General features: G+C 56.7%; 26 protein-coding genes and 2 tRNA genes. 15 read left to right on the top strand and 13 right to left on the bottom strand.

Translation table 11 applies throughout. The features are described from left to right. The first annotated feature begins 1 nt into the window (after position 1). From GHO41_RS13535 to GHO41_RS30355, 5 genes are all read left to right on the top strand, one after another. Positions 2-77 (top strand) — tRNA-Glu (locus tag GHO41_RS13535). A gap of 173 nt (positions 78-250) precedes the next feature. Next, entirely contained in the window at positions 251-685 is a 435-nt protein-coding gene (locus GHO41_RS13530) for a thioesterase family protein (RefSeq protein ID WP_048388601.1), read from the top strand. Between the two features lie 63 nt (positions 686-748). Continuing rightward, positions 749-1,708 carry a tRNA-dihydrouridine synthase gene (locus tag GHO41_RS13525; protein ID WP_153329790.1) on the top strand — a complete coding sequence of 320 codons (960 nt, stop codon included), beginning with the start codon at positions 749-751 and terminating at the stop codon, positions 1,706-1,708. Between the two features lie 112 nt (positions 1,709-1,820). Next, a complete protein-coding gene (locus GHO41_RS13520; protein WP_153433811.1) occupies positions 1,821-2,306 on the top strand; it encodes an Hsp20 family protein in 486 nt (161 codons plus the stop codon). Positions 2,307-2,474: 168 nt separating this feature from the next. Continuing rightward, on the top strand, positions 2,475-2,603 hold the full coding sequence (locus GHO41_RS30355) for a hypothetical protein (RefSeq protein WP_256665494.1): 129 nt from the start codon (positions 2,475-2,477) through the stop codon (positions 2,601-2,603). Positions 2,604-2,672: 69 nt separating this feature from the next. On the opposite strand, the gene pbpG is transcribed toward GHO41_RS30355, so the two are convergent. The 3 genes from pbpG to GHO41_RS13505 form a co-directional block, all read right to left on the bottom strand. After that, entirely contained in the window at positions 2,673-3,611 is a 939-nt protein-coding gene (pbpG, locus tag GHO41_RS13515; protein ID WP_048368874.1) for a D-alanyl-D-alanine endopeptidase, read from the bottom strand. A 349-nt stretch (positions 3,612-3,960) separates the two neighbouring features. Further along, complete coding sequence (locus tag GHO41_RS13510; protein ID WP_048368875.1) at positions 3,961-4,170, bottom strand: helix-turn-helix transcriptional regulator; 210 nt, start codon at positions 4,168-4,170, stop codon at positions 3,961-3,963. A gap of 9 nt (positions 4,171-4,179) precedes the next feature. Then, positions 4,180-4,731, bottom strand: a complete 552-nt coding sequence (locus tag GHO41_RS13505) for a DUF2975 domain-containing protein (protein ID WP_048368876.1) — start codon at positions 4,729-4,731, stop codon at positions 4,180-4,182. Between the two features lie 237 nt (positions 4,732-4,968). Between GHO41_RS13505 and GHO41_RS13500 the strand changes: the two genes are divergently transcribed. Continuing rightward, on the top strand, positions 4,969-5,910 hold the full coding sequence (locus tag GHO41_RS13500) for a class I SAM-dependent methyltransferase (RefSeq protein WP_153433810.1): 942 nt from the start codon (positions 4,969-4,971) through the stop codon (positions 5,908-5,910). A gap of 224 nt (positions 5,911-6,134) precedes the next feature. Here GHO41_RS13500 and GHO41_RS13495 read toward each other — a convergent pair whose 3' ends face one another. Beyond that, entirely contained in the window at positions 6,135-6,653 is a 519-nt protein-coding gene (locus tag GHO41_RS13495) for a Dps family protein (RefSeq protein ID WP_048368878.1), read from the bottom strand. A 206-nt stretch (positions 6,654-6,859) separates the two neighbouring features. Here GHO41_RS13495 and GHO41_RS13490 point away from each other — a divergent pair, with 206 nt between their 5' ends. Next, entirely contained in the window at positions 6,860-7,555 is a 696-nt protein-coding gene (locus tag GHO41_RS13490) for an AzlC family ABC transporter permease (protein WP_048368879.1), read from the top strand. Beyond that, positions 7,552-7,866: an AzlD domain-containing protein gene (locus GHO41_RS13485; RefSeq protein ID WP_048388591.1), complete on the top strand. Its 315-nt coding sequence runs from the start codon at positions 7,552-7,554 to the stop codon at positions 7,864-7,866. The genes GHO41_RS13490 and GHO41_RS13485 overlap by 4 nt, the downstream gene beginning before the upstream one ends. On the opposite strand, the gene GHO41_RS13480 is transcribed toward GHO41_RS13485, so the two are convergent. The 3 genes from GHO41_RS13480 to GHO41_RS13470 all read right to left on the bottom strand — a co-directional run bounded on the left by GHO41_RS13480 (position 7,814) and on the right by GHO41_RS13470 (position 8,832). Continuing rightward, a complete protein-coding gene (locus tag GHO41_RS13480) occupies positions 7,814-8,008 on the bottom strand; it encodes a hypothetical protein (RefSeq protein WP_082148659.1) in 195 nt (64 codons plus the stop codon). The two genes, GHO41_RS13485 and GHO41_RS13480, sit on opposite strands and share 53 nt — an antisense overlap. 112 nt (positions 8,009-8,120) lie before the next feature. After that, positions 8,121-8,315, bottom strand: coding sequence for a hypothetical protein (locus GHO41_RS13475; protein WP_048368881.1), 195 nt, complete (start codon positions 8,313-8,315; stop codon positions 8,121-8,123). A gap of 172 nt (positions 8,316-8,487) precedes the next feature. Further along, positions 8,488-8,832: a hypothetical protein gene (locus GHO41_RS13470; RefSeq protein WP_048368882.1), complete on the bottom strand. Its 345-nt coding sequence runs from the start codon at positions 8,830-8,832 to the stop codon at positions 8,488-8,490. Between the two features lie 219 nt (positions 8,833-9,051). On the opposite strand from GHO41_RS13470, the gene GHO41_RS13465 reads away from it, so the two are divergent. Further along, the gene (locus tag GHO41_RS13465) at positions 9,052-9,870 is read left to right on the top strand and encodes a shikimate 5-dehydrogenase (RefSeq protein ID WP_153433809.1); all 819 of its coding nucleotides are present in this window, start codon (positions 9,052-9,054) and stop codon (positions 9,868-9,870) included. Between the two features lie 47 nt (positions 9,871-9,917). On the opposite strand, the gene GHO41_RS13460 is transcribed toward GHO41_RS13465, so the two are convergent. Then, complete coding sequence (locus GHO41_RS13460) at positions 9,918-10,841, bottom strand: LD-carboxypeptidase (protein WP_153433808.1); 924 nt, start codon at positions 10,839-10,841, stop codon at positions 9,918-9,920. Positions 10,842-11,029: 188 nt separating this feature from the next. Continuing rightward, a complete protein-coding gene (locus GHO41_RS13455) occupies positions 11,030-11,671 on the bottom strand; it encodes a YceH family protein (protein ID WP_048388584.1) in 642 nt (213 codons plus the stop codon). A 168-nt stretch (positions 11,672-11,839) separates the two neighbouring features. Between GHO41_RS13455 and GHO41_RS13450 the strand changes: the two genes are divergently transcribed. Beyond that, the gene (locus GHO41_RS13450) at positions 11,840-12,349 is read left to right on the top strand and encodes a DUF1993 family protein (protein WP_123750508.1); all 510 of its coding nucleotides are present in this window, start codon (positions 11,840-11,842) and stop codon (positions 12,347-12,349) included. Positions 12,350-12,415: 66 nt separating this feature from the next. On the opposite strand, the gene sstT is transcribed toward GHO41_RS13450, so the two are convergent. After that, positions 12,416-13,636 carry a serine/threonine transporter SstT gene (gene sstT, locus GHO41_RS13445; RefSeq protein ID WP_048368887.1) on the bottom strand — a complete coding sequence of 407 codons (1,221 nt, stop codon included), beginning with the start codon at positions 13,634-13,636 and terminating at the stop codon, positions 12,416-12,418. 365 nt (positions 13,637-14,001) lie between these two features. On the opposite strand from sstT, the gene GHO41_RS13440 reads away from it, so the two are divergent. Further along, on the top strand, positions 14,002-15,156 hold the full coding sequence (locus GHO41_RS13440) for an MFS transporter (protein WP_153329807.1): 1,155 nt from the start codon (positions 14,002-14,004) through the stop codon (positions 15,154-15,156). On the opposite strand, the gene nhaR is transcribed toward GHO41_RS13440, so the two are convergent. Continuing rightward, positions 15,157-16,059: a transcriptional activator NhaR gene (gene nhaR / locus GHO41_RS13435; RefSeq protein ID WP_153433807.1), complete on the bottom strand. Its 903-nt coding sequence runs from the start codon at positions 16,057-16,059 to the stop codon at positions 15,157-15,159. It abuts the gene before it with no gap. A gap of 136 nt (positions 16,060-16,195) precedes the next feature. On the opposite strand from nhaR, the gene GHO41_RS13430 reads away from it, so the two are divergent. Together GHO41_RS13430 and GHO41_RS13425 are read left to right on the top strand one after the other, a co-directional pair. Continuing rightward, the gene (locus tag GHO41_RS13430) at positions 16,196-16,438 is read left to right on the top strand and encodes a hypothetical protein (protein WP_153329811.1); all 243 of its coding nucleotides are present in this window, start codon (positions 16,196-16,198) and stop codon (positions 16,436-16,438) included. 30 nt (positions 16,439-16,468) lie between these two features. Beyond that, entirely contained in the window at positions 16,469-17,224 is a 756-nt protein-coding gene (locus tag GHO41_RS13425; protein ID WP_048388577.1) for a TerC family protein, read from the top strand. Positions 17,225-17,282: 58 nt separating this feature from the next. Here GHO41_RS13425 and GHO41_RS29830 read toward each other — a convergent pair whose 3' ends face one another. Then, complete coding sequence (locus GHO41_RS29830) at positions 17,283-17,450, bottom strand: hypothetical protein (protein WP_164488140.1); 168 nt, start codon at positions 17,448-17,450, stop codon at positions 17,283-17,285. 220 nt (positions 17,451-17,670) lie between these two features. Here GHO41_RS29830 and GHO41_RS13420 point away from each other — a divergent pair, with 220 nt between their 5' ends. Next, entirely contained in the window at positions 17,671-18,339 is a 669-nt protein-coding gene (locus tag GHO41_RS13420; protein ID WP_178126511.1) for a peptidase C39 family protein, read from the top strand. Between the two features lie 210 nt (positions 18,340-18,549). Here the strand turns inward: GHO41_RS13420 and GHO41_RS13415 are convergent, their stop codons facing one another. Beyond that, positions 18,550-19,833 carry an FAD-binding oxidoreductase gene (locus tag GHO41_RS13415; RefSeq protein WP_123750512.1) on the bottom strand — a complete coding sequence of 428 codons (1,284 nt, stop codon included), beginning with the start codon at positions 19,831-19,833 and terminating at the stop codon, positions 18,550-18,552. Positions 19,834-20,017: 184 nt separating this feature from the next. Between GHO41_RS13415 and GHO41_RS13410 the strand changes: the two genes are divergently transcribed. Next, positions 20,018-20,094, top strand: a tRNA-Val gene (locus tag GHO41_RS13410). Positions 20,095-20,422: the final 328 nt, after the last annotated feature.

The following is a 20,422-nucleotide window of genomic DNA, read 5'->3' as shown; positions in this document are numbered from 1 at the left end:
TGTCCCCTTCGTCTAGTGGCCTAGGACACCGCCCTTTCACGGCGGTAACAGGGGTTCGAGTCCCCTAGGGGACGCCACGATTACCCGCTCTGCGGGATTTTTAAGGGTCATTCATTAATTGAATGGCCCTTTTGTTTTTCTGGCGTTCGGCCATTTCCATTCCTTTTGCCTTTGCCATCAGTCCGGGCCTGCCTCAGCGCAGACCGGGTGCGTTACACTGCGCGCTTTATTTGTAGGCAGGGAGACAGGCATGAATTGGGATCTGGCGACGCCGTTCATCATTGATCTGCAGGTGCAGAGCGAAGACATCGACGGTTTTGGCCATGCCAATAACGCCGCCTATGTGGTTTGGCTGGAGCGCTGCGCCTGGCGCCACTCCCAGCGCCTTGGGCTGGATTTGACCGAATACCGCAGGCTCGACCGGGCCATGGCGGTGGCGCGCCACGAAATCGATTATCTGGCCAGCGCCTATGAAGGGGATGAGCTGCAGCTCGCGACCTGGATTGTCGATTTTGACAAGCGCCTGCGTCTGACCCGGCACTTTCAATTGATCCGGCCAAGTGATGGCGCGACCTTGCTGCGCGCGCAAACCACGTTTGTCTGTATCGAACTGTCGACGGGCAAGCCCAAACGCCTGCCGCCGGAGTTTCTGGAAGGCTACGGTTCGGCGGTCGTGGCGCCTTGAACGAGATACCGGTTGATCACATAACCCCGTAAACTTGCGCACGTTTTTTTATGAGAGTCACCCATGCAAATTGCTTTGGCGCCGATGGAGGGGTTGGTCGACAACATCCTGCGTGATGTCCTGACCCGCACCGGCGGTATTGATTGGTGTGTGACCGAATTTATTCGGGTCACTGAACGGCTGTTGCCCGAAGCCTATATCCACAAGTTCGCCCCTGAGCTGCAACACGGTGCCAAAACCCGTGCTGGCGTGCCCCTGCGCGTGCAACTGCTGGGTTCTGACCCCGCGTGTCTGGCGGACAACGCGGCGCTGGCCTGCCAATTGGGCAGCGAGGTCATCGATCTCAACTTTGGCTGCCCGGCCAAGACCGTGAACAAGTCCCGTGGCGGGGCGGTGCTGCTCAAAGAGCCTGAGCTGCTGCATGCGATTTTGCTGCAGGTGCGCCGTACGGTGCCGGCGCATATCCCGGTGACGGCCAAGATGCGCCTGGGCTTCGATACGCCCGACAGCGCCAATGAATGCGCGATTGCCCTGGCTGAAGGGGGCGCCAGCCAGATCGTGGTGCATGCACGGACCAAAATGGACGGCTACAAGCCGCCTGCGCATTGGGAGTACATCGCCCAGGTGCAAGAGGCGGTCAAGGTGCCGGTGTTTGCCAATGGCGATATCTGGTCGGTTGAAGACTGGCGCCGTTGCCGCGAAATCAGCGGGGCTGAAGACATCATGCTCGGTCGCGGTCTGGTGTCGCGCCCGGACCTTGCCCGGCAAATCGCCGCTGCGCGGGCGGGCGAAGAGGTGGTTGAAATGACCTGGGCGGATTTACAACCGATGATCCGCGACTTCTGGGCGCAAGCTGAGGCGCAACTGACGCCGCGTTCGGCGCCGGGGCGGCTCAAGCAGTGGTTGGCCATGTTGACGCGCAACTACCCTGAAGCGGTGGTGCTGTTCAATGCCATGCGCCGCGAAACCGACTGTGAAAAGGTTCGGCATCTGGTCAACAACCCGCCTGTGGAAGGCGCGTAAAAAATTTCAAAAAAGCCTCTTGAAATGATTTTGCTGATCCCTACTTAGGGGTTAAGCGATGCCGAAACCGGGTCGCTAAGACAAAATCTCGCTGAAATCAGGAGGCTAAATTATGAACACCGCATTTTCTCTGGCGCCACTGTTCCGTAATTCTGTCGGTTTTGACCGTTTTAGTGATCTGTTTGAAACCGCGCTGCGCAACGACTCCAGCGCTGGCTATCCACCCTACAACGTCGAAAAGCACGGTGATGACAGCTATCGCATCGTGATCGCGGCGGCAGGGTTCACCCAGAACGATCTGGACCTGCAAGTTGAAAAAGGTGTGTTGAACGTCAGCGGCAGCAAACGTGAAACCTTCGGTGACAACACCGAAAGCAGCGCTGAAAAACCAGCATCAGGCGTGACCTACTTGCATCAGGGCATCGCGCAACGGGCATTCAAACTGTCCTTCCGTCTCGATGACCACATCGAGATCAAAAACGCGAACTTGAGCAATGGCTTGCTGAGCATCGACCTGCAGCGGGTGGTGCCCGAAGAAGCAAAAGCCAAACGCATCCCGATCAACAGTGGGGATCAACAGCCTGCTCTGCAAAACTGATGTGAGTCAGTGCTGGAACCCCGTCTTATAGGCGGGGTTCTTTTTTGCAGGAGGAGGGGGAGATTGCAACGGATATGCAAGCGCGTGTTTCTATGCCCGAAAGGGCCCAAAGCTTCAACTAGTCTGCCAGGACAGGCCTCAACCTCGGGGCTTTGACTGGAGCTTTAGATGAAAAACAAACGCGCACGTGATTCAGAAACGGGTCTGTTTATTCCGTTGGAGGAGGCCAAGCGCCGCCCGAAAGAAACCACCGTCGAAACCATCAAGAAAACGCCCAAGCCTTCACCCAAGCGTTAACGGGCAACACACAGGCACTTGCTCCGACTCTCTCCCCGGGCAGGTGCCTGTTCTTTAGCGAGTGCCGTGTTACTCGGCGACATGCGCCGTTTTAGGTTGATGCTGTTGCAGGTTTTTGTCGGCTTTATAACGCAGCGCTACGTCAGGCACGCTGCTGGCTTTGCCGGTTTCAACCCAGTTACGGATACGCCCGGCATCGGCAAAGTGAGTGTATTTGCCGAATGCATCCAGAATCACCAATGACACAGGGCGATTGCCCATCTCAGTCACCAGCACCAGGCAGTGGCCCGCCTGATTGGTGAAGCCGGTTTTGGTGATCTTGATGTTCCATTTGTCTTTGTTGATTAAATGGTCGGTGTTGTGAAAGCCCAGGGTGTAGTTGGGTTTACGGAACGTCACCGATTTTTCTTTGGTGGTGCTCAGTTGGCTGAGCATCGGGTAGTGGCGCGCGGCGGCGAGCAGCTTGCTCAGGTCGCGGGCCGTCGAGACGTTGCGCGGCGACAGGCCGGTAGGCTCAACGTAATGGGTGTGCATCATGCCCAGGCTCTTGGCCTTGGCGTTCATGGCAGCAATAAACTTCACGTAGCCGCCCGGGTAGTGGTGCGCCAGGCTGGCTGCAGCGCGGTTTTCCGAGGACATCAGGGTGATCAGCATCATTTCGTGACGTGACAACTCGCTGCCCAGCTTGACCCGCGAGAACACGCCTTTCATTTCCGGGGTGTCGCTGATATTGACCGAGATGTACTCGTCCATCGATTGCTTGGCGTCCAGCACCACCATCGCGGTCATCAGTTTGGAAACCGATGCGATGGGCACGACCACGTCCGGGTTGCTGGCGTAAATGACTTTATTGGTTTGCAGGTCGATCAGCAGCGCGCTGCCAGAAGCAATGTGCAGTTTCGACATGTCTCGGGGTGACATGGTGCCTTCCGTCGCTGCGGCGATTGAAGGAGCGGCTGTGCCTGTGAGAACTAAAAATAGGCTCAAAATCGAAAGATGAATTTTCACGCAGATTGACTCAATGATGGTTAGGGAATTCTGAACGGCAACCGTTGGTATACATATAACGTTACATTTTCTGAGTATGGATTAATAACGTTAGAAATGCCTGTATTTGCAGGGGGTTAGCAGAGAAATTTCACGCGGTAGGTGAGCCTGGGTATTGTGCGCCGTGCCGGTGAGGATTTTGCTGCTTCACAAGCCCGTGAAGCGTGCATCGCACGAGCCTAGCAGCGCAATGCTGTTGGCTGGCTGAACAGACGTTGCAGCGGGGAATCAAGGGGCTTTAAAACGCAAAACGCCCATGAGGTGTCAGGCTCATGGGCGTTTTGCAGTTTAGGTGCCAGGGAGGGGCGGGTTACGGCTCCGGTTGAAAATGCAGCAAGTCGCCGGGTTGGCAATCCAGAGCGACACAGATGGCTTCGAGGGTGGCCAGCCTTATACCTTTGACTTTTCCTTGTTTGAGCAGTGAAAGGTTCTGCTCGGTTATCCCGATCATTTGCGCGAGGTCTTTGGACTTCATCTTGCGTGTGGCCAGCATGACGTCCAGTTTTATGGCTATCGGCATCGTGCCCTCTTAAACAAACTGCTCATTCTCTCTTGCCAACGAACACGCGTTGGACAAGCTGCGAGCGATGATCATAAGAGAGGCTGAGAGAAATAACGCAACAATATGTGACGGCTCAAAGTTAATACTGAGCAACCGTTCGCCTGCAGGTCGGGTGAAGGTAATCCACACACTCATCACCGGTGTCAGCACCAGGCTGGCCAGTACCCAGAGCAACACGCTCTTGCCCACTTTGCCCAGCAGGTCTGCCGACTCTGACGAAAAGTATTCGCCTTTGCTGTAGGCCAGAAACAGGCTGCGCAGCGCCAGTAAACCTTTTGCCAGTATCAGCAGCGGGATACTGGACAGGACGATTCCGCCGGCCGCTTGCCACCAGGGCATGAGCGAGATGTTGGCGTTCAATTGGCCGATCATCGCGGTCAAGTTGAATCCGCCCATGAAACTGCCGAGCGCGTCAGGGAAAATCCAGTAAGCGATATTGGCCAGCAGCATGCTGACCACCAGTACCAATGTGGCGGTCGCCAAGATCCGGCTGCGATTGGCCAGGAGATCTGTTGTCATCGAACAATCCTTTTATGCGTAGTCATCGATTTAAGTGTCCGGAGGCTGCGCAGTCCTTCCGGGTAGGCCTGTGCAGTGGCTGTATCGTAATTCGATAATAAATGATTGTAAAACGATAATTTTATGGCGACAGATTGCAGCTTGATGTCTGCGTGAATTCCGGGCAGGGGTGTGTTGTTTAAGTGCTACTGCGCAATTGTGTAAAATGCCGGCCTTTGAAATTGACCGGCCAGCCTGATGACCCCTGAAGCGTTAACCACCTTGCACCTGCATTTAATGACCGCCCTGGAGGCTGCGCCTGCTGAAACACGGCGTATTTTCCATGGGCGCGGCCGCTGCTGGCCGAGCCTGGAGCAGTTGACGGTGGACTGGCTGCAAGGTGTGGTGTTGGTCTCGTTGTTCAAAGAGCCGGAGCCCGCCCAGCTTGAAGCCCTGAAGCAGATGCTGCTGACGATTGTGCAGTCGCCGGTGTGGCAAGCCTGTGGCGCCCACACGCTGGTGATGCAGCATCGCTACACGTTGCAAAGTGATACTGAATGGCTGGCGGGTGAGCCGGTGGACGAGTGGACGCTCACAGAAGGCGGATTGCGTTATCAGGTGGACCTGGGCCGCAAGCAGAACAACGGGCTGTTTCTGGATATGCGTTATGGCCGTAACTGGGTGCGGGAGAATACCGAGGGTAAGCGGGTGTTGAATCTGTTTGCCTACACATGCGGGTTTTCTGTCGCAGCCATTGAAGGCGGCGCTGAGCATGTGGTGAACCTCGACATGTCACGTGCGGCCCTGAGCCGTGGCCGGGACAACCACCGGCTAAACGGACATGACACCGGCAAGGTGAGCTTCCTTGGGCATGAGTTGTTCAAGTCCTGGGGGAAGGTCAAAAGCCTGGGGCCTTACGATGTGGTCATCATCGACCCGCCTTCGTTCCAGAAGGGCAGTTTTTTGCTGACCAAGGATTACCAGCGCGTGCTGCGGCGCTTGCCGGAATTGCTCACTGAAAACGGCACGGTACTGGCGTGCATGAACGATCCTTCGCTGGGCTCCGAATTTTTGATCAATGGCGTGACCGCTGAGGCGCCGAGCCTGCGCTTTGAGCTACGGCTGGAAAACCCGCCGGAGTTTCCGGATGCCGATCCCGAGTGCGGGCTTAAAGCGCTGGTGTTCAAGCAGGGCGTGTGACAGGCAAAAAAAAGCCCGCGGGAGAGTGCGGGCCAAGGTTCATTGAATGAGCGGGGTCACTATACAAGCCGCCTGTTGTGACCACTGTGAAACAAAATTCATGAGCCGGGTGAATCTGCAGGCCCCGTAGGAGCGAGCTTGCCTCGCGATCTTTTGATCTGATATTCCCTCGCCCGAAGGAGAGGGAATATCGGCGAGGACGGTGGCCTCCCGCGGCTCACACGTTAGCGAGTGCGCGACGACTCAAACAGGAACCAGACGCGGCGTTCGGCCTCGTCGATCCAGTTTTCGAGCAGGCTGGTGGTGGCCACGTCACCCGACTCAGAGCACAGCTCGTGGGTGGCGCGCATGTAGGCGGCCAGCTGGATGTTGTCTTCGCGCAGTTCGGCGAGCATGTCTTCCGGGGTCACGAAATCAGCATCGTTGTCCAGCAGGCGCTGGAGATTTTTGATATGCCCGATCGAGCGGATTGTGGTGCGCCCCAGCTTGCGCACGCGCTCGGCAATGGCATCGGTGGTGGCAAAAATCTGATCAGATTGCTCATCCAGCAGCAGGTGGAAGTCACGGAAGTGCGGACCGGACATGTGCCAGTGGAAGTTCTTGGTTTTCATGTAAATGGCGAACGTGTCGGCCAGCAATGCATTCACTTCTGCAGCAATGTTGATGCGTGCTTCTTCGCTCAGCGCCGAAGGTGTCCGCAGATCGGCCTTTCTGCTTTCCTTGGCGGATTTCAGGTCTTTCATGGTCGTTCCTCGTGTTGGCTGTGAATAGGCTTAAACGAATGAATAGTGGGGCTGACTAAAGACCACGAACAGTGGTTCGTCAAACCCGCCGGGCGGCTCAATAAGGGCGGCTAAACGTTACGACCTGACGAAGAGCAAGATCGTTCAAGACTTTCACTGACCAAGTTGCGACCCTTTGTCGCTGCTTACTGCCGGGATGTTTTTTGATGCCTACTTCGCTTCCTCGCGTCGCTTTTACACGCGGCGCGATTGCTTGTCTGCCCTTGACCCTGGCCTGCGCGCCCTGGGGACTTTTAGCCGGTTCGACGGCGATTGATGCGCAATTGACACCGATGCAAGCCCAAGGGCTGTCGCTTTTTGTGTTTGCCGGGGCGGCTCAATTGGTGGCCATTGGCATGATCAAAGGGGGCGCCAGTGCGCTGTCCATTTTGATCACCACGCTGCTGCTGACTTCGCAACACATCCTCTATGCGATGCATTTGCGCCCCATCGTCGCGCCCATGGAGGCCAAGTGGCGCGCCAGTCTTGGCTTTTTGCTGACCGATGAGTTTTTTGCACTGGTCAGCCCGTATGACCAAAAAACCTTCAACCGCTGGTACGCCCTGGGCGTTGGCCTGTGCATGTATGTGGGCTGGAACCTGTTTACCTGCCTGGGGGTGATTGTCGGTAAAAGCATTCCGGGGCTGGATCAATTGGGGCTGGAGTTCTCGATTGCCGCGACGTTCATTGCCCTGATCACGCCGATTGTGCGCAATGTGCCAACGCTGATTTGCGTCGCCGTCTCGTTATTGAGCGTGGTGCTGTTCAGTTATTGGCAATGGGAGTCGGCGATTGTGCTGGCGGGGTTGGCGGGTATGACCGTCGGGTATCTGTGCAAACGGCTTGGAGCGTACTTCGCATGACGGTATGGCTGATTATTGGCGGGATGACGCTGATTCTGTTTTTTAACCGCTATCTGTTTCTCGAGCCGCGCTTGCCGATTCGCTTGAACCGCGGGGTTCGGGAGTTTCTGGGGTTTGCGGTGCCGGGCATGTTGACGGCGATTTGCGGGCCGATCATTTTTATCAAGGATCACGCCCTTGATCTGAGCCCCACCAACCCGTACCTGCTGGCGGCTGTGTGTGCGATAGGGCTGATGCTCTGGACCCGCAATGTGTTGCTCAGTGTCGTGTTAAGTGTGGCGTTGTTTTATCTGTTTCGCTGGTGGCTATAACTTGCGCTGCGGCGCGTGATTTGAACGGGCCGCTGACGGGAACACCGTCAATGACCACATACCAGCACGCCAGCAGACCGTCCGCGCGAAGCGGTTCGGGGACTGCGCTGCCGACAACCGACATGATATGGACCTTTGGCATAGGAACCTCCTGCTATCAAACAATGGCGCCACTTTAAGGCTTGGGCCCATGCGCAAAAAATCATTACGCGTGATAGTCGCCATTGATGCGGGTGAGGTTGTTTCCAGGCAGTTTAGTCGACGACTTGATCCAGCATTTGCATCACTTCATGGTCACTCAACAAGCCCTGGCTAACCAGGTGTTGAGCCAGCAGAGAAACCAGCTTGGCGGCGCGGTGGCCTTCAAGCTGTTTGAGTTCGGTCAGCGTGTTGTAGACCTTGGTGGAAGTGCACAGGCCTACAGTGCGGTGCGGGTTTTGTGTCGGCATACAGGTCGTCCTTGTTTTTATGGTGTGCGAAGTGTCACGGCCAGAGCGTCGAAAGTGTGTGCATGCTGATGCCGTAGTTTCTGCCAATACTGTGTCCAGTGCGTGACAATCGCAACCTCAATTCAAACCTGGCGGCAACTGAACAAGCCTGCCGCTGGGGTGTTGACTGCGATTACCAGCGTGGTGGGCCGTAATAACCGCGGGGTGGACCGTAGTACACCGGTTGTGGTCGGCCGTAATAGGCCGGTGCATAAACCGGTTGTGGTTGTACGTAAACTGGCTGCGCCTGGTAGTACACCGGAGGTGCCTGCACATAAACCGGTTGTGGTTGCACATAGACCGGGTGTTCTACGTAAACCGGGCGCTGTTGGCTGGCGACTATCGAGCCAACAACCGTAGCACCGACCACTGCGCCAACCAGCGCCGGGCCAGCACCCCAACCGCCATGGGCGGATGCCTGGCCAGCGACAGCCAGGGCGCCGATCAGCAAAGCAACTTTGGGGAAGGTACGCATCATGACGATTCCTCTGCTTTCAACCCCGCGTCTTGGCCTGCACCAGGCCATATGAAATAGCGGGGATAACATTGAGACAATCTTTTTAGAAAAAATTGCAAAATGTTTCGGTAAAGTTTGTGTAAGGTCTTGGGCTCGCTGACACGTTTCAGCGAGCGCTATGATCCGGCAAATTTATCGCGGCGGCTTGAGCCGTTTATCCGAAAGCACGAGGAGATGAACATGCAAATGAATCCGAACAAAGACACCCGGCTATGCATCTCGATGTCAGGCAGACCCGGGAATTTCGGACTGCGTTTTCATAATCATCTGTATGAACAGTTGGGCCTGAACTTTTACTACAAAGCCTTCAGCCCCAAAGACCTCGCCGGGGCCATTACCGGCATCCGGGCTTTAGGTATTCGCGGTTGCGGGGTGTCGATGCCCTTCAAGGAGGCGAGCATTGCGTTGGTCGACGAACTCGACGCCTCGGCGCAGGCCATTCAGTCGATCAACACCATCGTCAACACAGACGGGCACCTGAAGGCTTACAACACTGATTACATCGCCATTGCGCAATTGCTGCGTGATCGCCAGGTTGCCAAGGACACCACGTTCGCCTTGCGTGGCAGCGGCGGCATGGCCAAGGCCGTGGCTTCAGCCTTGCGCGATGGCGGCTATCACAATGGCGTGATCGTGGCCCGTAACGAGGTCACGGGTTCTGCGCTGGCGAAAAATCTCGGCTACTCATGGCAGGCAGAACTGGGCCAGCAACGGCCGCAAATGCTCATCAACGTCACGCCGGTTGGCATGGCGGGCGGGGCTGAAGCCGATGATCTGGCGTTTGCTGCTGAGGCGATCGATCAGGCCGAGATCCTGTTTGATGTGGTAGCGATCCCCGTTGAAACGCCCATGATTATCCGTGGCCGTGAGCAAGGCAAGCGGGTCATTACGGGGCTGGAAGTGATTGCCATCCAGGCGGTTGAGCAATTTGCCCTGTACACCGGCGTGCGCCCAACTCCGGAGCAGTTCCAGGCAGCGGTGGCGTTTGCCCGCAATTGATGGTTGAGCCATAAAGGCCGAGATTCGGCCTTTATGGCGCTTAGCGCTTAAAGGTGCGCCAGTCGCACACCATTTTCGTCAACACGCAGGCTCACGGTGGCGCCGATGATCAGTGGACGCATGTCCGGGATATGGCCATTGGGAAACCCGAACACTTTCGGGAAGGAATACTGGGCCACGCGTTCGGCAATGATTGATTGAGCAATGGGGCTGTGCGGCGAGGTGTCATCCGCGATGTTTTTCATGCCGCCAATAATCAGGCCTTTAATCTTTTCAAAAGCCCCTGTCTGTTCGAGGCTTTTAAGGTAGCGGTCAATCTTGTAGTAAGCGTTCTCACCGATTTCTTCGAGAAACAGAATGGCGTTGTCGTAATTGAAGTTAAAGCGGGTGCCAGAGAGTGCGGTCACGACGGTCATGTTTCCGCCAATCAGGGTGGCGCACGCCGAGCCCTGCTCATTGAGCAGATTATTGTCCAGTTGGTACGTCGGTTTGATGCCTTTAAAGAGGTTGAAAATATTCTGATAAGAATCGGCTGACGGGGTTGGCGTGCTGATGATGTTTTGGCCGTGTACCGACTCAATTCCGTGCCTTGCCAGCAGGCTCTGCAAGAAGGTGATGTCGGAGTAGCCGATTAACCATTTGGGGTTATGTACGAAACGGCTCAGGTCGATCTGCTCCAGCAGTTGAACGCTGCCATAGCCGCCACGGGTTGCCCAGATGGCATCAATCGAGTCGTCGTCCAGCGCCCACTGCAAGTCCCTGAGTCGTTGTTCGGGGGTGCCCGCATAGGTGTAATGATGCGCATGTCTGGCGAGCGCAAACTCACCGTAAACAGGTGTATAGCCCTGCTCAATGATCATGTTGTGAGTGTGCGTCAGCAGGTCTGGATTAGACACAGCCCCGGCCGGGGAGACGATGGCGATCCGGCTGCCGGGTTTAAGGTTTTTAGGTGTTATTGAACACAAGGTCATTACTGAAACACTCCATGACGCCGTCGTTTAACGATATGAAGTGTTTAGCCTAGTCCTCGATCATCGGATGTATTTAAAGACGAGTCGCTTTAACGCGCGGGAAGGTTCCTGATAATGAGTGGCTTTTTTATAAGAGCCCCCGATGCCGGATTGAACGGCGCGGCATCTGATGGGGGCTATGCAGGGTGCTATTCCAGTTCGCTCAAACGCGCTTCCAGTGCCGCAATGCGTGCTTCGAGTGCTTCAAAGCGCTCAAGGGACACACCTGAAGGGCTGCGCTCGGCGGGTTGCTGGCGGGCGGCGATGATTGCTTCGATGTCTGCCGGGTCGCCCAGTGCGTGGGTATAGCGATCTTCGCGCTGGCCTGACTGACGTGGAATGAGCAGTGCCAAATCACGGGCAATCAGCCGTTCGAGCTGATGCTGGACTTGTTCTGTGTCTTCAAAGTCATGCATGCGGTTGCTGCGGGTGAGCAATTCGTTGAGGGTTTGCGGGCCGCGCAGAAACAGCAGGCCCAGCAGAACGACTTGGGCAGGGACCAGCTCCAATGCCTTGTCGACTTTATGCTCCCAACGATCGGCGCGACTGCCCATGACCAAACGGGTAAAGCCCTGGCCTTCAAGCGCACGCAAACTCTGGCCCACCTGGCCTTGGGTCAGATTCATTACCGGCTCGCGGCTGGTTTTCTGGTTGCAGGCCAGTACCAGCGCATTGAGGGTCAGGGGGTAGGTTTCCGGATTGGTGGCCTGCTTCTCGATCAAGGAACCGAGGATGCGGATTTCAGTGCTGTTAAGCCGAGCTCCGGTGTCGCTGTCGTGTTCAGTGCTCATCACGCTTTCCTTGTGCGTTTAAAAGGAGATCAGTGTGTTGCGATCACACCCAATTGTCATCCGCCCCTTATAGGTTCAACACTGACTAAAAGACAAGCCGCTTCTTACGCGGCGTATGCCTATAATCGCCGCACATTCACTTTCCGCCCACAGACTGTCGAGACTTTCATGACTATCTCTCTGTACGCTGCTTCTGTTCCTGTATTCAAACAAATGCTCAACGCCCTGAGCGGTGTGCTGAGCAAAGCTGAAGCTCACGCCGCAGCCAAGAACATTGACCCGAGTGTGTTCCTGCAAGCACGCTTGGCTCCGGACATGTTCCCGCTGGTGCGTCAGGTGCAAATCGCGGTTGATTTCACCAAGGGTGTTTCGGGCCGTCTGGCTGAGATCGAGCTGCCTAAATACGATGACAGCGAAGTGACCTTTGCTGACCTGCAAGCCCTGATCAGCAAGGTGCTGGCGTTTGTTGACGGCATTACGCCTGCGCAAATCGATGGCAAGGAAGGGATCGAAATCATTACCCGTCAGGGCACGCCGAAAGAAAAACGCTTCACCGGCCAGGCTTACCTGCTGACCTACGGCCTGCCGCAGTTCTTCTTCCACGTGACCACCGCTTACGCGATTCTGCGCCACAACGGCGTTGAAATCGGCAAGCGTGACTACATGGGCGCGTTCTAAGCATTGCGCCAAGCCACGCGTGACAGACTCAGGAGCACCCGCGCGGGTGCTCCTGTTCTGTAAGCCCTAGGCCTGTTCTTCTTCGGCCAGGCACACAGCAGCGGTAAACAGCACGTCGGTTGACGAGTTGAGTGCGGTTTCAGCGGAGTCCTGCAGGATGCCGATGATGAAACCGACCGCCACCACCTGCATGGCAATTTCGCTCGGGATACCAAACAGGCTGCACGCCAACGGAATCAACAGCAGCGAGCCCCCCGCAACACCCGAAGCGCCACAGGCGCACACGGCCGCCATCACGCTGAGCAGAATCGCGGTCGGCACATCCACCTCAATCCCCAACGTGTGCACGGCTGCCAGCGTCAAGACGGTAATGGTGATGGCTGCACCTGCCATGTTGATGGTTGCGCCCAATGGGATCGACACCGAGTAGGTGTCTTCATGCAGGCCCAGACGCTCACTCAGCGCCATGTTGACCGGGATGTTGGCCGCCGAGCTGCGGGTGAAGAACGCGGTGATCCCGCTTTCACGCAGGCACATGAACACCAGCGGGTACGGGTTGCGGCGCAGCTTCCAGAAAGCGATCAGCGGGTTGACCACCAGGGCCACAAACAGCATGCAGCCGATCAGCACAGTGAGCAGGTGCAGGTAGCCCAGCAGGGCGCCAAAACCGGAGGTGGCGAGGGTCGCGCTGACCAGGCCGAAAATGCCCAATGGCGCGAAGCGAATCACCACACGCACGATCAAGGTCACGCCGTTGGACAAGTCATTGAGTACGGTGCGGGTGGTTTCGCCCGCATGGCGAACAGCAATGCCAAGGCCAATCGCCCAGGCCAGAACGCCGATGAAGTTGGCGTTCATCAGGGCGCTGACCGGGTTGTCCACCGCGCTCAACAGCAGGCTTTGCAAGACCTCGCTGATGCCCCCGGGAGCGGACACGGTGATGTCTTCGGTGAGCAGAATCAGGCTGGACGGGAACAGCGTGCTGGCGATCACGGCGACAACTGCTGCGGCAAACGTACCGATCAAATACAGCACCAGGATTGGGCGGATGTGGGTGACTTGCCCTTGTTTGTGGTTGGCAATCGAGGCCATGACCAGCACAAACACCAAAATCGGCGCCACGGCTTTCAGGGCGCTGACGAACACCTTGCCGACAAAGGCCACCGAGAGTGCCGCAGCAGGTGCCAGCCAGGCCAGCAAAATGCCGGCAATCAGACCGATGACAATTTGGGTCACCAGGCTGGTGCGTTTGAGCGTTTGCAGCAGGGTAGGTGGAGCATCAGTCATAGGAGTGTCTCTAGTTGTTGTGGGTGGCGCATTCAAAGACTCTGGCGTTGACTCAATCTTTAGCCGGCTGGCAATAACAACCAGCAGCCGCGCTTAAACGTGTTGAGTTAAGCAGAGTAGGGGGCGGATTCAGTCATGCGTGCTGAGCACGCTTGTCTGACTAAGGTCAGAACGGGGGGCGGACTTTACCATACAGAAGTAGGAGCTTTCCTACGTAAGGGCGATCTGCCGCACCTTAGCGCGTAGGTCTATGGGCCAACTCCCCATCATGCAGAAGCATTCTGTTACCATTGCGCATCCCCCACTTTCTTTAAATCAGCGGGCCTTTCGGGCTTTCGCTGGCGTTGTCGTCTTTGGAGTTATTCATGCTGTTGCCCATCCTGCTGCTATCTGCGGCCGGTTTCACCGTGCTCACCACCGAGTTCATTATTGTCGGACTGTTGCCCGCGATCGCCCGTGACCTTGAGGTCAGCGTGTCGCAGGCCGGTTTGCTGGTCACGTTGTTCGCTTTCACCGTGGCAGCGCTGGGGCCGTTTTTGACGGCCTACTTCGCCCGCTTTGAGCGCAAGCGCCTGTTTATCGGCATTTTGCTGATGTTTGCCTTTGCCAATACTGTGGCCGCGCTGGCGCCGAATATTTGGGTCATGGCGTTTGCGCGGTTGCTGCCTGCGCTGGGCTTGCCGGTGTTTTGGGCGCTGGCCAGCGAAACCGCCGTCAACATTGTCGGCCCTGAGTACGCGGGCCGGGCGATTGCGAAGATCGGCTTCGGGATTGTCTGTGCGACGGTGTTTGGTATCCCGGTCGGGACGTTGATCTCGGATGCCTGGGGCTGGCGCAGTGCGTTCGCAATTCTGGCCGTGATCGCCCTGGCCAAGGCCTTGCTGCTGTGGGTGTATTTACCGGCAGTCAAAGGCGTCAAAGAGGGCGTCACCTTGCGTTCACAGTTTGGCCTGCTGCGCAGCCCGCTGATGATCGGGCATATCGTGCTGTCAGTGCTGGTGTTCAGCGGCATGTTCACGGCCTACACCTATCTGGCCGATATCCTGGAGCGCCTGGCCGGGTTTGACGGCACGCTGGTGGGGTGGTGCCTGATGGGCTTTGGCGCTGTTGGCCTGATTGGCAATTCGCTGGGCGGGCGCATGGTAGACCGCCATCCGCTGATTGCGTCGATGGTGTTTTGCGCGTTTATGATTGGCGGCATGGTGGCGCTGGTGCCGAGCATTCACTCCACGCTGGGGCTGGCGGCCGCGATGGGTGTTTGGGGGGTGACCCAGGCAGCGCTGTTTCTGGTCAGCCATGTTCGGCTGATGAAAGCCGCGCCGCAGGCACCGGCCTTTGCCGCATCATTGAACATTGCCGGGGCTAACCTGGGGATCGGCCTTGGCGCGCTGTTTGGCGGGCATGTGATTGATACCTACGGGCTGGGCAGCCTGGGCTTCGCCGGCGCCGGTTTTATTCTGGTATCGATCATCCTTGCATCGCTGCTAATGGCGATGAAGCCGCGGGCGGCCTGCGCCTGATCAGCGGCTTTCAGTAAACAGCTCCCGTCGCGCCCCCTCGGTAATCGCCACGATGCCGGGGTGGAGGATCTTGCGCTCGACGGTAATGGCATAAAACGATTCGGTGACGGCCTCGGTCTGGCCGATCAGCTCAACGTCAAATTGGCGCATGACCTCGTCGGCGATCACGCTGGGTGCGATAAACACGCCGGTGCCTGATTGGCCAAACGCCTGCATCAGCGCGCTGTCATCGAATTCACCGACAATCCTAGGCTGGATTTTCAGTTCGGCCAGCCAGCGCAACAGGCGCGTGCGGATCACTGTTTCCGGGCCCGGGATCAGCATGGGTGCGTCTTGCAGGCTCTGCGGGAAGTGTTCTGCATACGCTTGGGCGAGGCTTGCGGTGGCAAAAAAACTGATTCCACATTCGCCAAGCTTTTGGCTTAGGCCTTTAATGTCTAGATGAGAAGGCATCGGGCTGTCGGAAATGACCAAATCAAGCCGTTGAATCGCCAGATCTGCCAGCAACCGGTCGAGCTTGTCTTCGCGGCAGGTAATGCGAACGGGTTTGTCCAGCTCCATGGTCGGGGCGATCAGCCGATACACAATCGACTTGGGCACCACATCAGCAACCCCGACCCGCAAGATCAATTGTTGCTCTTTGGGCGCCATGCGCAGCATGCTTTCCAGCTCGGCGCCCACCTGGAAGATCTGTTCGGCATAGGGCAACACCTGGCGCCCGGTTTCGGTCAGCTCCAGTTGGCGCCCGACCCGTCGAAACAAGGGCAGGCCGTAGGTGTCTTCCAGCAGGCTGATTTGCCCGCTGATGGTTTGTGCGGTCAGGTTCAATTGCTCGCAGGCGCGCACGATGCTGCCGGTTTTGGCAACGACCCAAAAGTAATGGAGTTGGCGGTAATTGAGCATATGATTGGCAACACTTCGTAAAAATCGAAGTATAACGCTTAAAAATACGAATTTTCCTGAAGTGTCTAGCTCTCTAAAATCGCGCGTTATTCGCAGGCCACGTTGCTGGCCGCAGGTTTAAAGAGGACATGTCACGATGAAGATTCAAAAAGCAGGTTATGCCGCGCTGTTGGCGTCCACCTTATTGCTGATAGGCGGTTGTGATCAGGCAGAAAAAGCCGCGCAGCAGATGCTCAGCAAAACCGCTGAGGCTGCCAAGCAGGCCATTGATGACACCCACAAGGCGGCTGAGCAGGCGCTCAACGACGCAACCGGCGGGCGCTTGATTGAACAGCAGCCACCGGCTGAAGAAAATAAAGAAACATCGCACACTATTTAAGTTGTCTTACAGAAGGGTCAGAACACACCTATGGAATACCTTTTAGAACTGGCGGTCAGCCCTACGGCCTGGATTGCACTGGCCACGCTGATCGTGATGGAAGTGGTACTCGGGATCGACAACCTGATCTTTATCTCGATCTTGACCAACAAGCTGCCTGAGCAATTTCGTACCAAGGCCCGCCGTATCGGTATCGGCCTGGCGCTGATCCTGCGCCTGGGCTTGCTTAGCACCATCGCTTACATCGTGCAGTTGACCACGCCGGTATTCGAAGTCTTGGGGCAGGCGTTCTCCTGGAAGGACATGATTCTGATCGCCGGTGGCCTGTTCCTGGTCTGGAAAGCTACCAGTGAAATTCACCACAACATGACCCCTGACGCCGAGGACAAGGCCGAGAGCGTGTCGTCCAAAGTAGCTGTAGGTTTTGCCGCTGCGATCGGTCAGATCCTGATGCTGGACCTGGTGTTCTCCATCGACAGTATCGTGACGGCGGTCGGTATGACCGAGCACTTGCCGATCATGGTGATTGCGGTCGTGGTGGCGGTGATGGTGATGTTGCTGGCTTCGGAGCCTCTGGCCAAGTTCATCAACGAAAACCCGACTGTGGTGATGCTGGCGCTGGCGTTCCTGATCATGATCGGCATGACCCTGATCGCAGAAGGTTTTGGCGCTCATGTACCAAAAGGCTACGTGTATGCGGCGATGGCGTTCTCCGCCACCGTAGAAACCCTGAACATTCTCGCGCGTCGCGCTCGGGAAAAACGTCAGGCTGTCGTGACCAAGTAAGCGCAGGCTGCCACTTAAAAACCGTCCATCCTTGTCAGGGTGGACGGTTTTTTTGCATTTAGTGCGCGTTGGCGGTGGTAGCGGCCGGTTGGGCGGGCTTTTGCTTGGGTTCTGGCTGGGGTTGCGGATGATGATGACGGCTGATGCGCATCAGGCCCCAGAGCATGGCGGCGGCAACGGCCAGCCACCCGGTGATCAGCAAGATAATGGTCAATGTCGGGCTCATAAGTGCCTCCTTTGCCCACGACGGGCATAAACACACTTCAGATGACAGTCTAGCTTGAGCAGTGTTTCAGTCTATTGACCAAAGGTCGTGCTGCACCAACTGATTGGCTCTATGTAGGACCTTTCACTGTGCTTTAAGGCTATACCAGACCCTGTTGGCGCCCTATGATCGTCGACCATGGCAGACCTTGCGGTCTGGCGTTCATTCAAAGCGAGGGCGTATGCAGGGACTGAGTGGATTGAAAGGGCTGCGTCTGTGGCTGCTGGCCGCATTGGCGGTGACTGTTGTGGGGTGTGCCAGTGTTGACCAGGCGCAAATGCGTCACCTGCCAGAGCGGGTTGAGCTTAACGGCGTGCCCTTTTTTCGCGGTAACGCCCATCAAAGCGGCCCGCAGGTGCTGGCCAGCATGCTGGGTGAGCAGCGCATCAGAATCACCCCGGGCCTTTTGACCAAACCACTCAAACTGCAAGAGGCCGAAGCTTCGTTGCAAAGCAATATGGAGCAACTGGCCGGGCAATACGGGCTGATGGTGTACCGGCTGGATCCTGCGCTCACAGCGCTGTTGACCCAGGTTGCCGCAGGCTACCCGGTGATGGTGCGCTTTATGGAGGGGCGAGTCTGGAGCGAACCGCGTTATGCAGTGCTGGCGGGCTATGACCGCAACAAACAAACCGTATTGTTGCGTGCGGGCATGGATCGGCGCCGGGTCATGGACTTCAGCAAGTTTGAATCCAGCTGGAAAGATGCCGGCAGCTGGGCCGTGCTGATTTTGGCCCCGGACCAACTGCCGGTGAATGTCGACAAAGAACGCTGGTTAAAGGCGGCTAACGACCTGTCCCGCTTGGGCCAGGAGCAAGCAGCGAGCAAAGCCATCAAAGCCCTGCAATAGCCAAATACCCTGTAGGAGCGAGCTTGCCTCGCGATCTTTTGATCTTTTAAAAGATCGCGAGACAAGCTCGCTCCTACAGGGTGTGGCGTACACAAGCCCTGTAGTCGCTGACGAGGCACGAAGGCTGCGATCGGCAGCGCAGCGGCCGCAAACCCTCCCGCTCGGTACAACGGCCAAAATCAAAAGATCGCGAGCCCTTGGTTTAGCCCGTTAAAACCCGAACTTGTCACGCAAGCTGTAATACCAGGCACCCAACGCCGTCAGCGGTGTACGCAACAATTGCCCGCCGGGGAAAGGGTAGTGCGGCAAGTCAGCAAACGCATCAAAGCGCTCAGCCTGCCCGCGCAGCGCTTCGGCCAGCACCTTGCCCGCCAGGTGCGTATACGTCACCCCGTGCCCGCTGCAACCTTGGGAGTAATAGATGTTGTCGCCAATGCGCCCAACCTGCGGCAAACGGGACAGCGTCAGCAGGAAGTTGCCTGTCCATGCGTAATCAATTTTTACGTCCTTGAGCTGCGGGAACGCCTTGAGCATCTTCGGCCGAATAATCGCTTCAATGTTGGCCGGATCGCGCGCGCCATACACCACACCACCACCAAAGATCAGGCGCTTGTCGCCGGACAGGCGATAGTAGTCGAGCAAATAGTTACAGTCCTCGACGCAGTAATCCTGAGGCAGCAGCGTTTTGGCCAACTCCTCGCTCAGCGGTTCAGTGGTAATGACCTGCGTGCCACACGGCATGGACTTGGACGCCAGCTCAGGCACCAGATTGCCCAGATACGCGTTGCCCGCCACGATAATGAACTTGGCGCGGACCTTGCCCTGTGGCGTATGCACCACCGGGTTGGCACCTCGCTCGATGCGCACAGCGGGCGACTGCTCGTAAATCGTGCCCCCAAGGGATTCGACCGCTGCCGCTTCGCCCAACGCCAGATTCAGAGGGTGGATATGCCCGCCGCTCATGTCCAGCAGGCCGCCCTGGTAGAGGTCACAAGCAACCACTTCACCAATCCGGCGCTTGTCGAGCAACTCTAGTTGCGTATTGCCGTAGCGCTCCCACAGCTTCTTCTGTGCTTCGAGGTGACCCATTTGCTTGCTGGTGATCGCGGCAAACACACCACCGTCTTTTAAATCGCACTGGATCTGATACTTGGCAACGCGGTCACGAATAATCTTGCCGCCTTCGAAGGCCATCTGGCCTAACAGCTGGGCTTGCTTGGCGCCGACCGTGCGTTCAATCACATCAATGTCGCGGCTATAACTGTTAACGATCTGGCCGCCGTTACGTCCTGACGCGCCAAAACCTACTTTGGCCGCCTCAAGCACAGTGACCTTAAAGCCGTGCTCCAGCAGAAACAGAGCACTCGACAGTCCGGTATAACCGGCGCCGATCACACAGACATCCGTTTCAACCTCATCCTGCAGGGCAGGGCGCTCCGGCGCCGGGTTAGCCGAAGCCGCATAGTAGGACTGGGGATAAGGTGTGTTCGCCATTCTGCAACCTCTGTTTTATATTTTTTACGAGTGCGCCCGATGCTACCTCAGTTGAAATTCGCCCGCCAGCCAGCGCCAACTGAGTATTTTCGGGGTGAAAATAAAAATTTCGACTATTCATGGGGTTAGCTGCAAAAAAGGTGTTGACACCCCTCCGCAAATCTATAGAATGCGACCCCACAGCAGGCACGTAGCTCAGTTGGTTAGAGCACCACCTTGACATGGTGGGGGTCGTTGGTTCGAGTCCAATCGCGCCTACCAAACAAAATCCGCTCTGCTGGGCGGTCTAGAAGGGCTCACCGAAAGGTGGGCCCTTTTTTGTTGTCTAAAATTTAGCGTCCTCCTTAAATGCATCAGGCTAGCCGATAGCTCAAGGGTTGTTATGTGGCTCTGATGCTATACAGATTCTGTCCTTGTCGACGTGATCAAACCATTTATCCCTTAATTAGAGCTCGGCAGGTGCGTTATGGGCTTGGCATTCGGGTCAAAGTTTTTTCGGGTTAAGTGCTGCCCGGTTTGCATTTTGGGGTGAGTCTGCTTGGTGGCGGGGTATGTTTGAGTGGGTGTAATTCGCGGCTCATATTGAGCG

Origin of the sequence: Pseudomonas sp. FSL R10-0399 (genome assembly GCF_009600165.1) — a bacterium.
Lineage (GTDB): Bacteria > Pseudomonadota > Gammaproteobacteria > Pseudomonadales > Pseudomonadaceae > Aquipseudomonas > Aquipseudomonas helleri.
The sequence above is the reverse complement of the archived record's forward strand: the minus strand, read 5'-3'. Positions and strand labels throughout refer to the sequence as shown.

What these genes read in the sequence shown, in the direction of transcription:
- GHO41_RS13530 (WP_048388601.1), top strand. Translation starts at nt 251, where the DNA reads ATGAATTGGGATCTGGCGACGCCGTTCATCATTGATCTGCAGGTGCAG.
- GHO41_RS13525 (WP_153329790.1), top strand. Translation starts at nt 749, where the DNA reads ATGCAAATTGCTTTGGCGCCGATGGAGGGGTTGGTCGACAACATCCTG.
- GHO41_RS13520 (WP_153433811.1), top strand. Translation starts at nt 1,821, where the DNA reads ATGAACACCGCATTTTCTCTGGCGCCACTGTTCCGTAATTCTGTCGGT.
- GHO41_RS30355 (WP_256665494.1), top strand. Translation starts at nt 2,475, where the DNA reads ATGAAAAACAAACGCGCACGTGATTCAGAAACGGGTCTGTTTATTCCG.
- GHO41_RS13510 (WP_048368875.1), bottom strand. Translation starts at nt 4,170, where the DNA reads ATGCCGATAGCCATAAAACTGGACGTCATGCTGGCCACACGCAAGATG.
- GHO41_RS13505 (WP_048368876.1), bottom strand. Translation starts at nt 4,731, where the DNA reads ATGACAACAGATCTCCTGGCCAATCGCAGCCGGATCTTGGCGACCGCC.
- GHO41_RS13500 (WP_153433810.1), top strand. Translation starts at nt 4,969, where the DNA reads ATGACCCCTGAAGCGTTAACCACCTTGCACCTGCATTTAATGACCGCC.
- GHO41_RS13495 (WP_048368878.1), bottom strand. Translation starts at nt 6,653, where the DNA reads ATGAAAGACCTGAAATCCGCCAAGGAAAGCAGAAAGGCCGATCTGCGG.
- GHO41_RS13490 (WP_048368879.1), top strand. Translation starts at nt 6,860, where the DNA reads ATGCCTACTTCGCTTCCTCGCGTCGCTTTTACACGCGGCGCGATTGCT.
- GHO41_RS13485 (WP_048388591.1), top strand. Translation starts at nt 7,552, where the DNA reads ATGACGGTATGGCTGATTATTGGCGGGATGACGCTGATTCTGTTTTTT.
- GHO41_RS13480 (WP_082148659.1), bottom strand. Translation starts at nt 8,008, where the DNA reads ATGCCAAAGGTCCATATCATGTCGGTTGTCGGCAGCGCAGTCCCCGAA.
- GHO41_RS13475 (WP_048368881.1), bottom strand. Translation starts at nt 8,315, where the DNA reads ATGCCGACACAAAACCCGCACCGCACTGTAGGCCTGTGCACTTCCACC.
- GHO41_RS13470 (WP_048368882.1), bottom strand. Translation starts at nt 8,832, where the DNA reads ATGATGCGTACCTTCCCCAAAGTTGCTTTGCTGATCGGCGCCCTGGCT.
- GHO41_RS13465 (WP_153433809.1), top strand. Translation starts at nt 9,052, where the DNA reads ATGCAAATGAATCCGAACAAAGACACCCGGCTATGCATCTCGATGTCA.
- GHO41_RS13460 (WP_153433808.1), bottom strand. Translation starts at nt 10,841, where the DNA reads ATGACCTTGTGTTCAATAACACCTAAAAACCTTAAACCCGGCAGCCGG.
- GHO41_RS13455 (WP_048388584.1), bottom strand. Translation starts at nt 11,671, where the DNA reads ATGAGCACTGAACACGACAGCGACACCGGAGCTCGGCTTAACAGCACT.
- GHO41_RS13450 (WP_123750508.1), top strand. Translation starts at nt 11,840, where the DNA reads ATGACTATCTCTCTGTACGCTGCTTCTGTTCCTGTATTCAAACAAATG.
- sstT (WP_048368887.1), bottom strand. Translation starts at nt 13,636, where the DNA reads ATGACTGATGCTCCACCTACCCTGCTGCAAACGCTCAAACGCACCAGC.
- GHO41_RS13440 (WP_153329807.1), top strand. Translation starts at nt 14,002, where the DNA reads ATGCTGTTGCCCATCCTGCTGCTATCTGCGGCCGGTTTCACCGTGCTC.
- nhaR (WP_153433807.1), bottom strand. Translation starts at nt 16,059, where the DNA reads ATGCTCAATTACCGCCAACTCCATTACTTTTGGGTCGTTGCCAAAACC.
- GHO41_RS13430 (WP_153329811.1), top strand. Translation starts at nt 16,196, where the DNA reads ATGAAGATTCAAAAAGCAGGTTATGCCGCGCTGTTGGCGTCCACCTTA.
- GHO41_RS13425 (WP_048388577.1), top strand. Translation starts at nt 16,469, where the DNA reads ATGGAATACCTTTTAGAACTGGCGGTCAGCCCTACGGCCTGGATTGCA.
- GHO41_RS29830 (WP_164488140.1), bottom strand. Translation starts at nt 17,450, where the DNA reads ATGAGCCCGACATTGACCATTATCTTGCTGATCACCGGGTGGCTGGCC.
- GHO41_RS13420 (WP_178126511.1), top strand. Translation starts at nt 17,671, where the DNA reads ATGCAGGGACTGAGTGGATTGAAAGGGCTGCGTCTGTGGCTGCTGGCC.
- GHO41_RS13415 (WP_123750512.1), bottom strand. Translation starts at nt 19,833, where the DNA reads ATGGCGAACACACCTTATCCCCAGTCCTACTATGCGGCTTCGGCTAAC.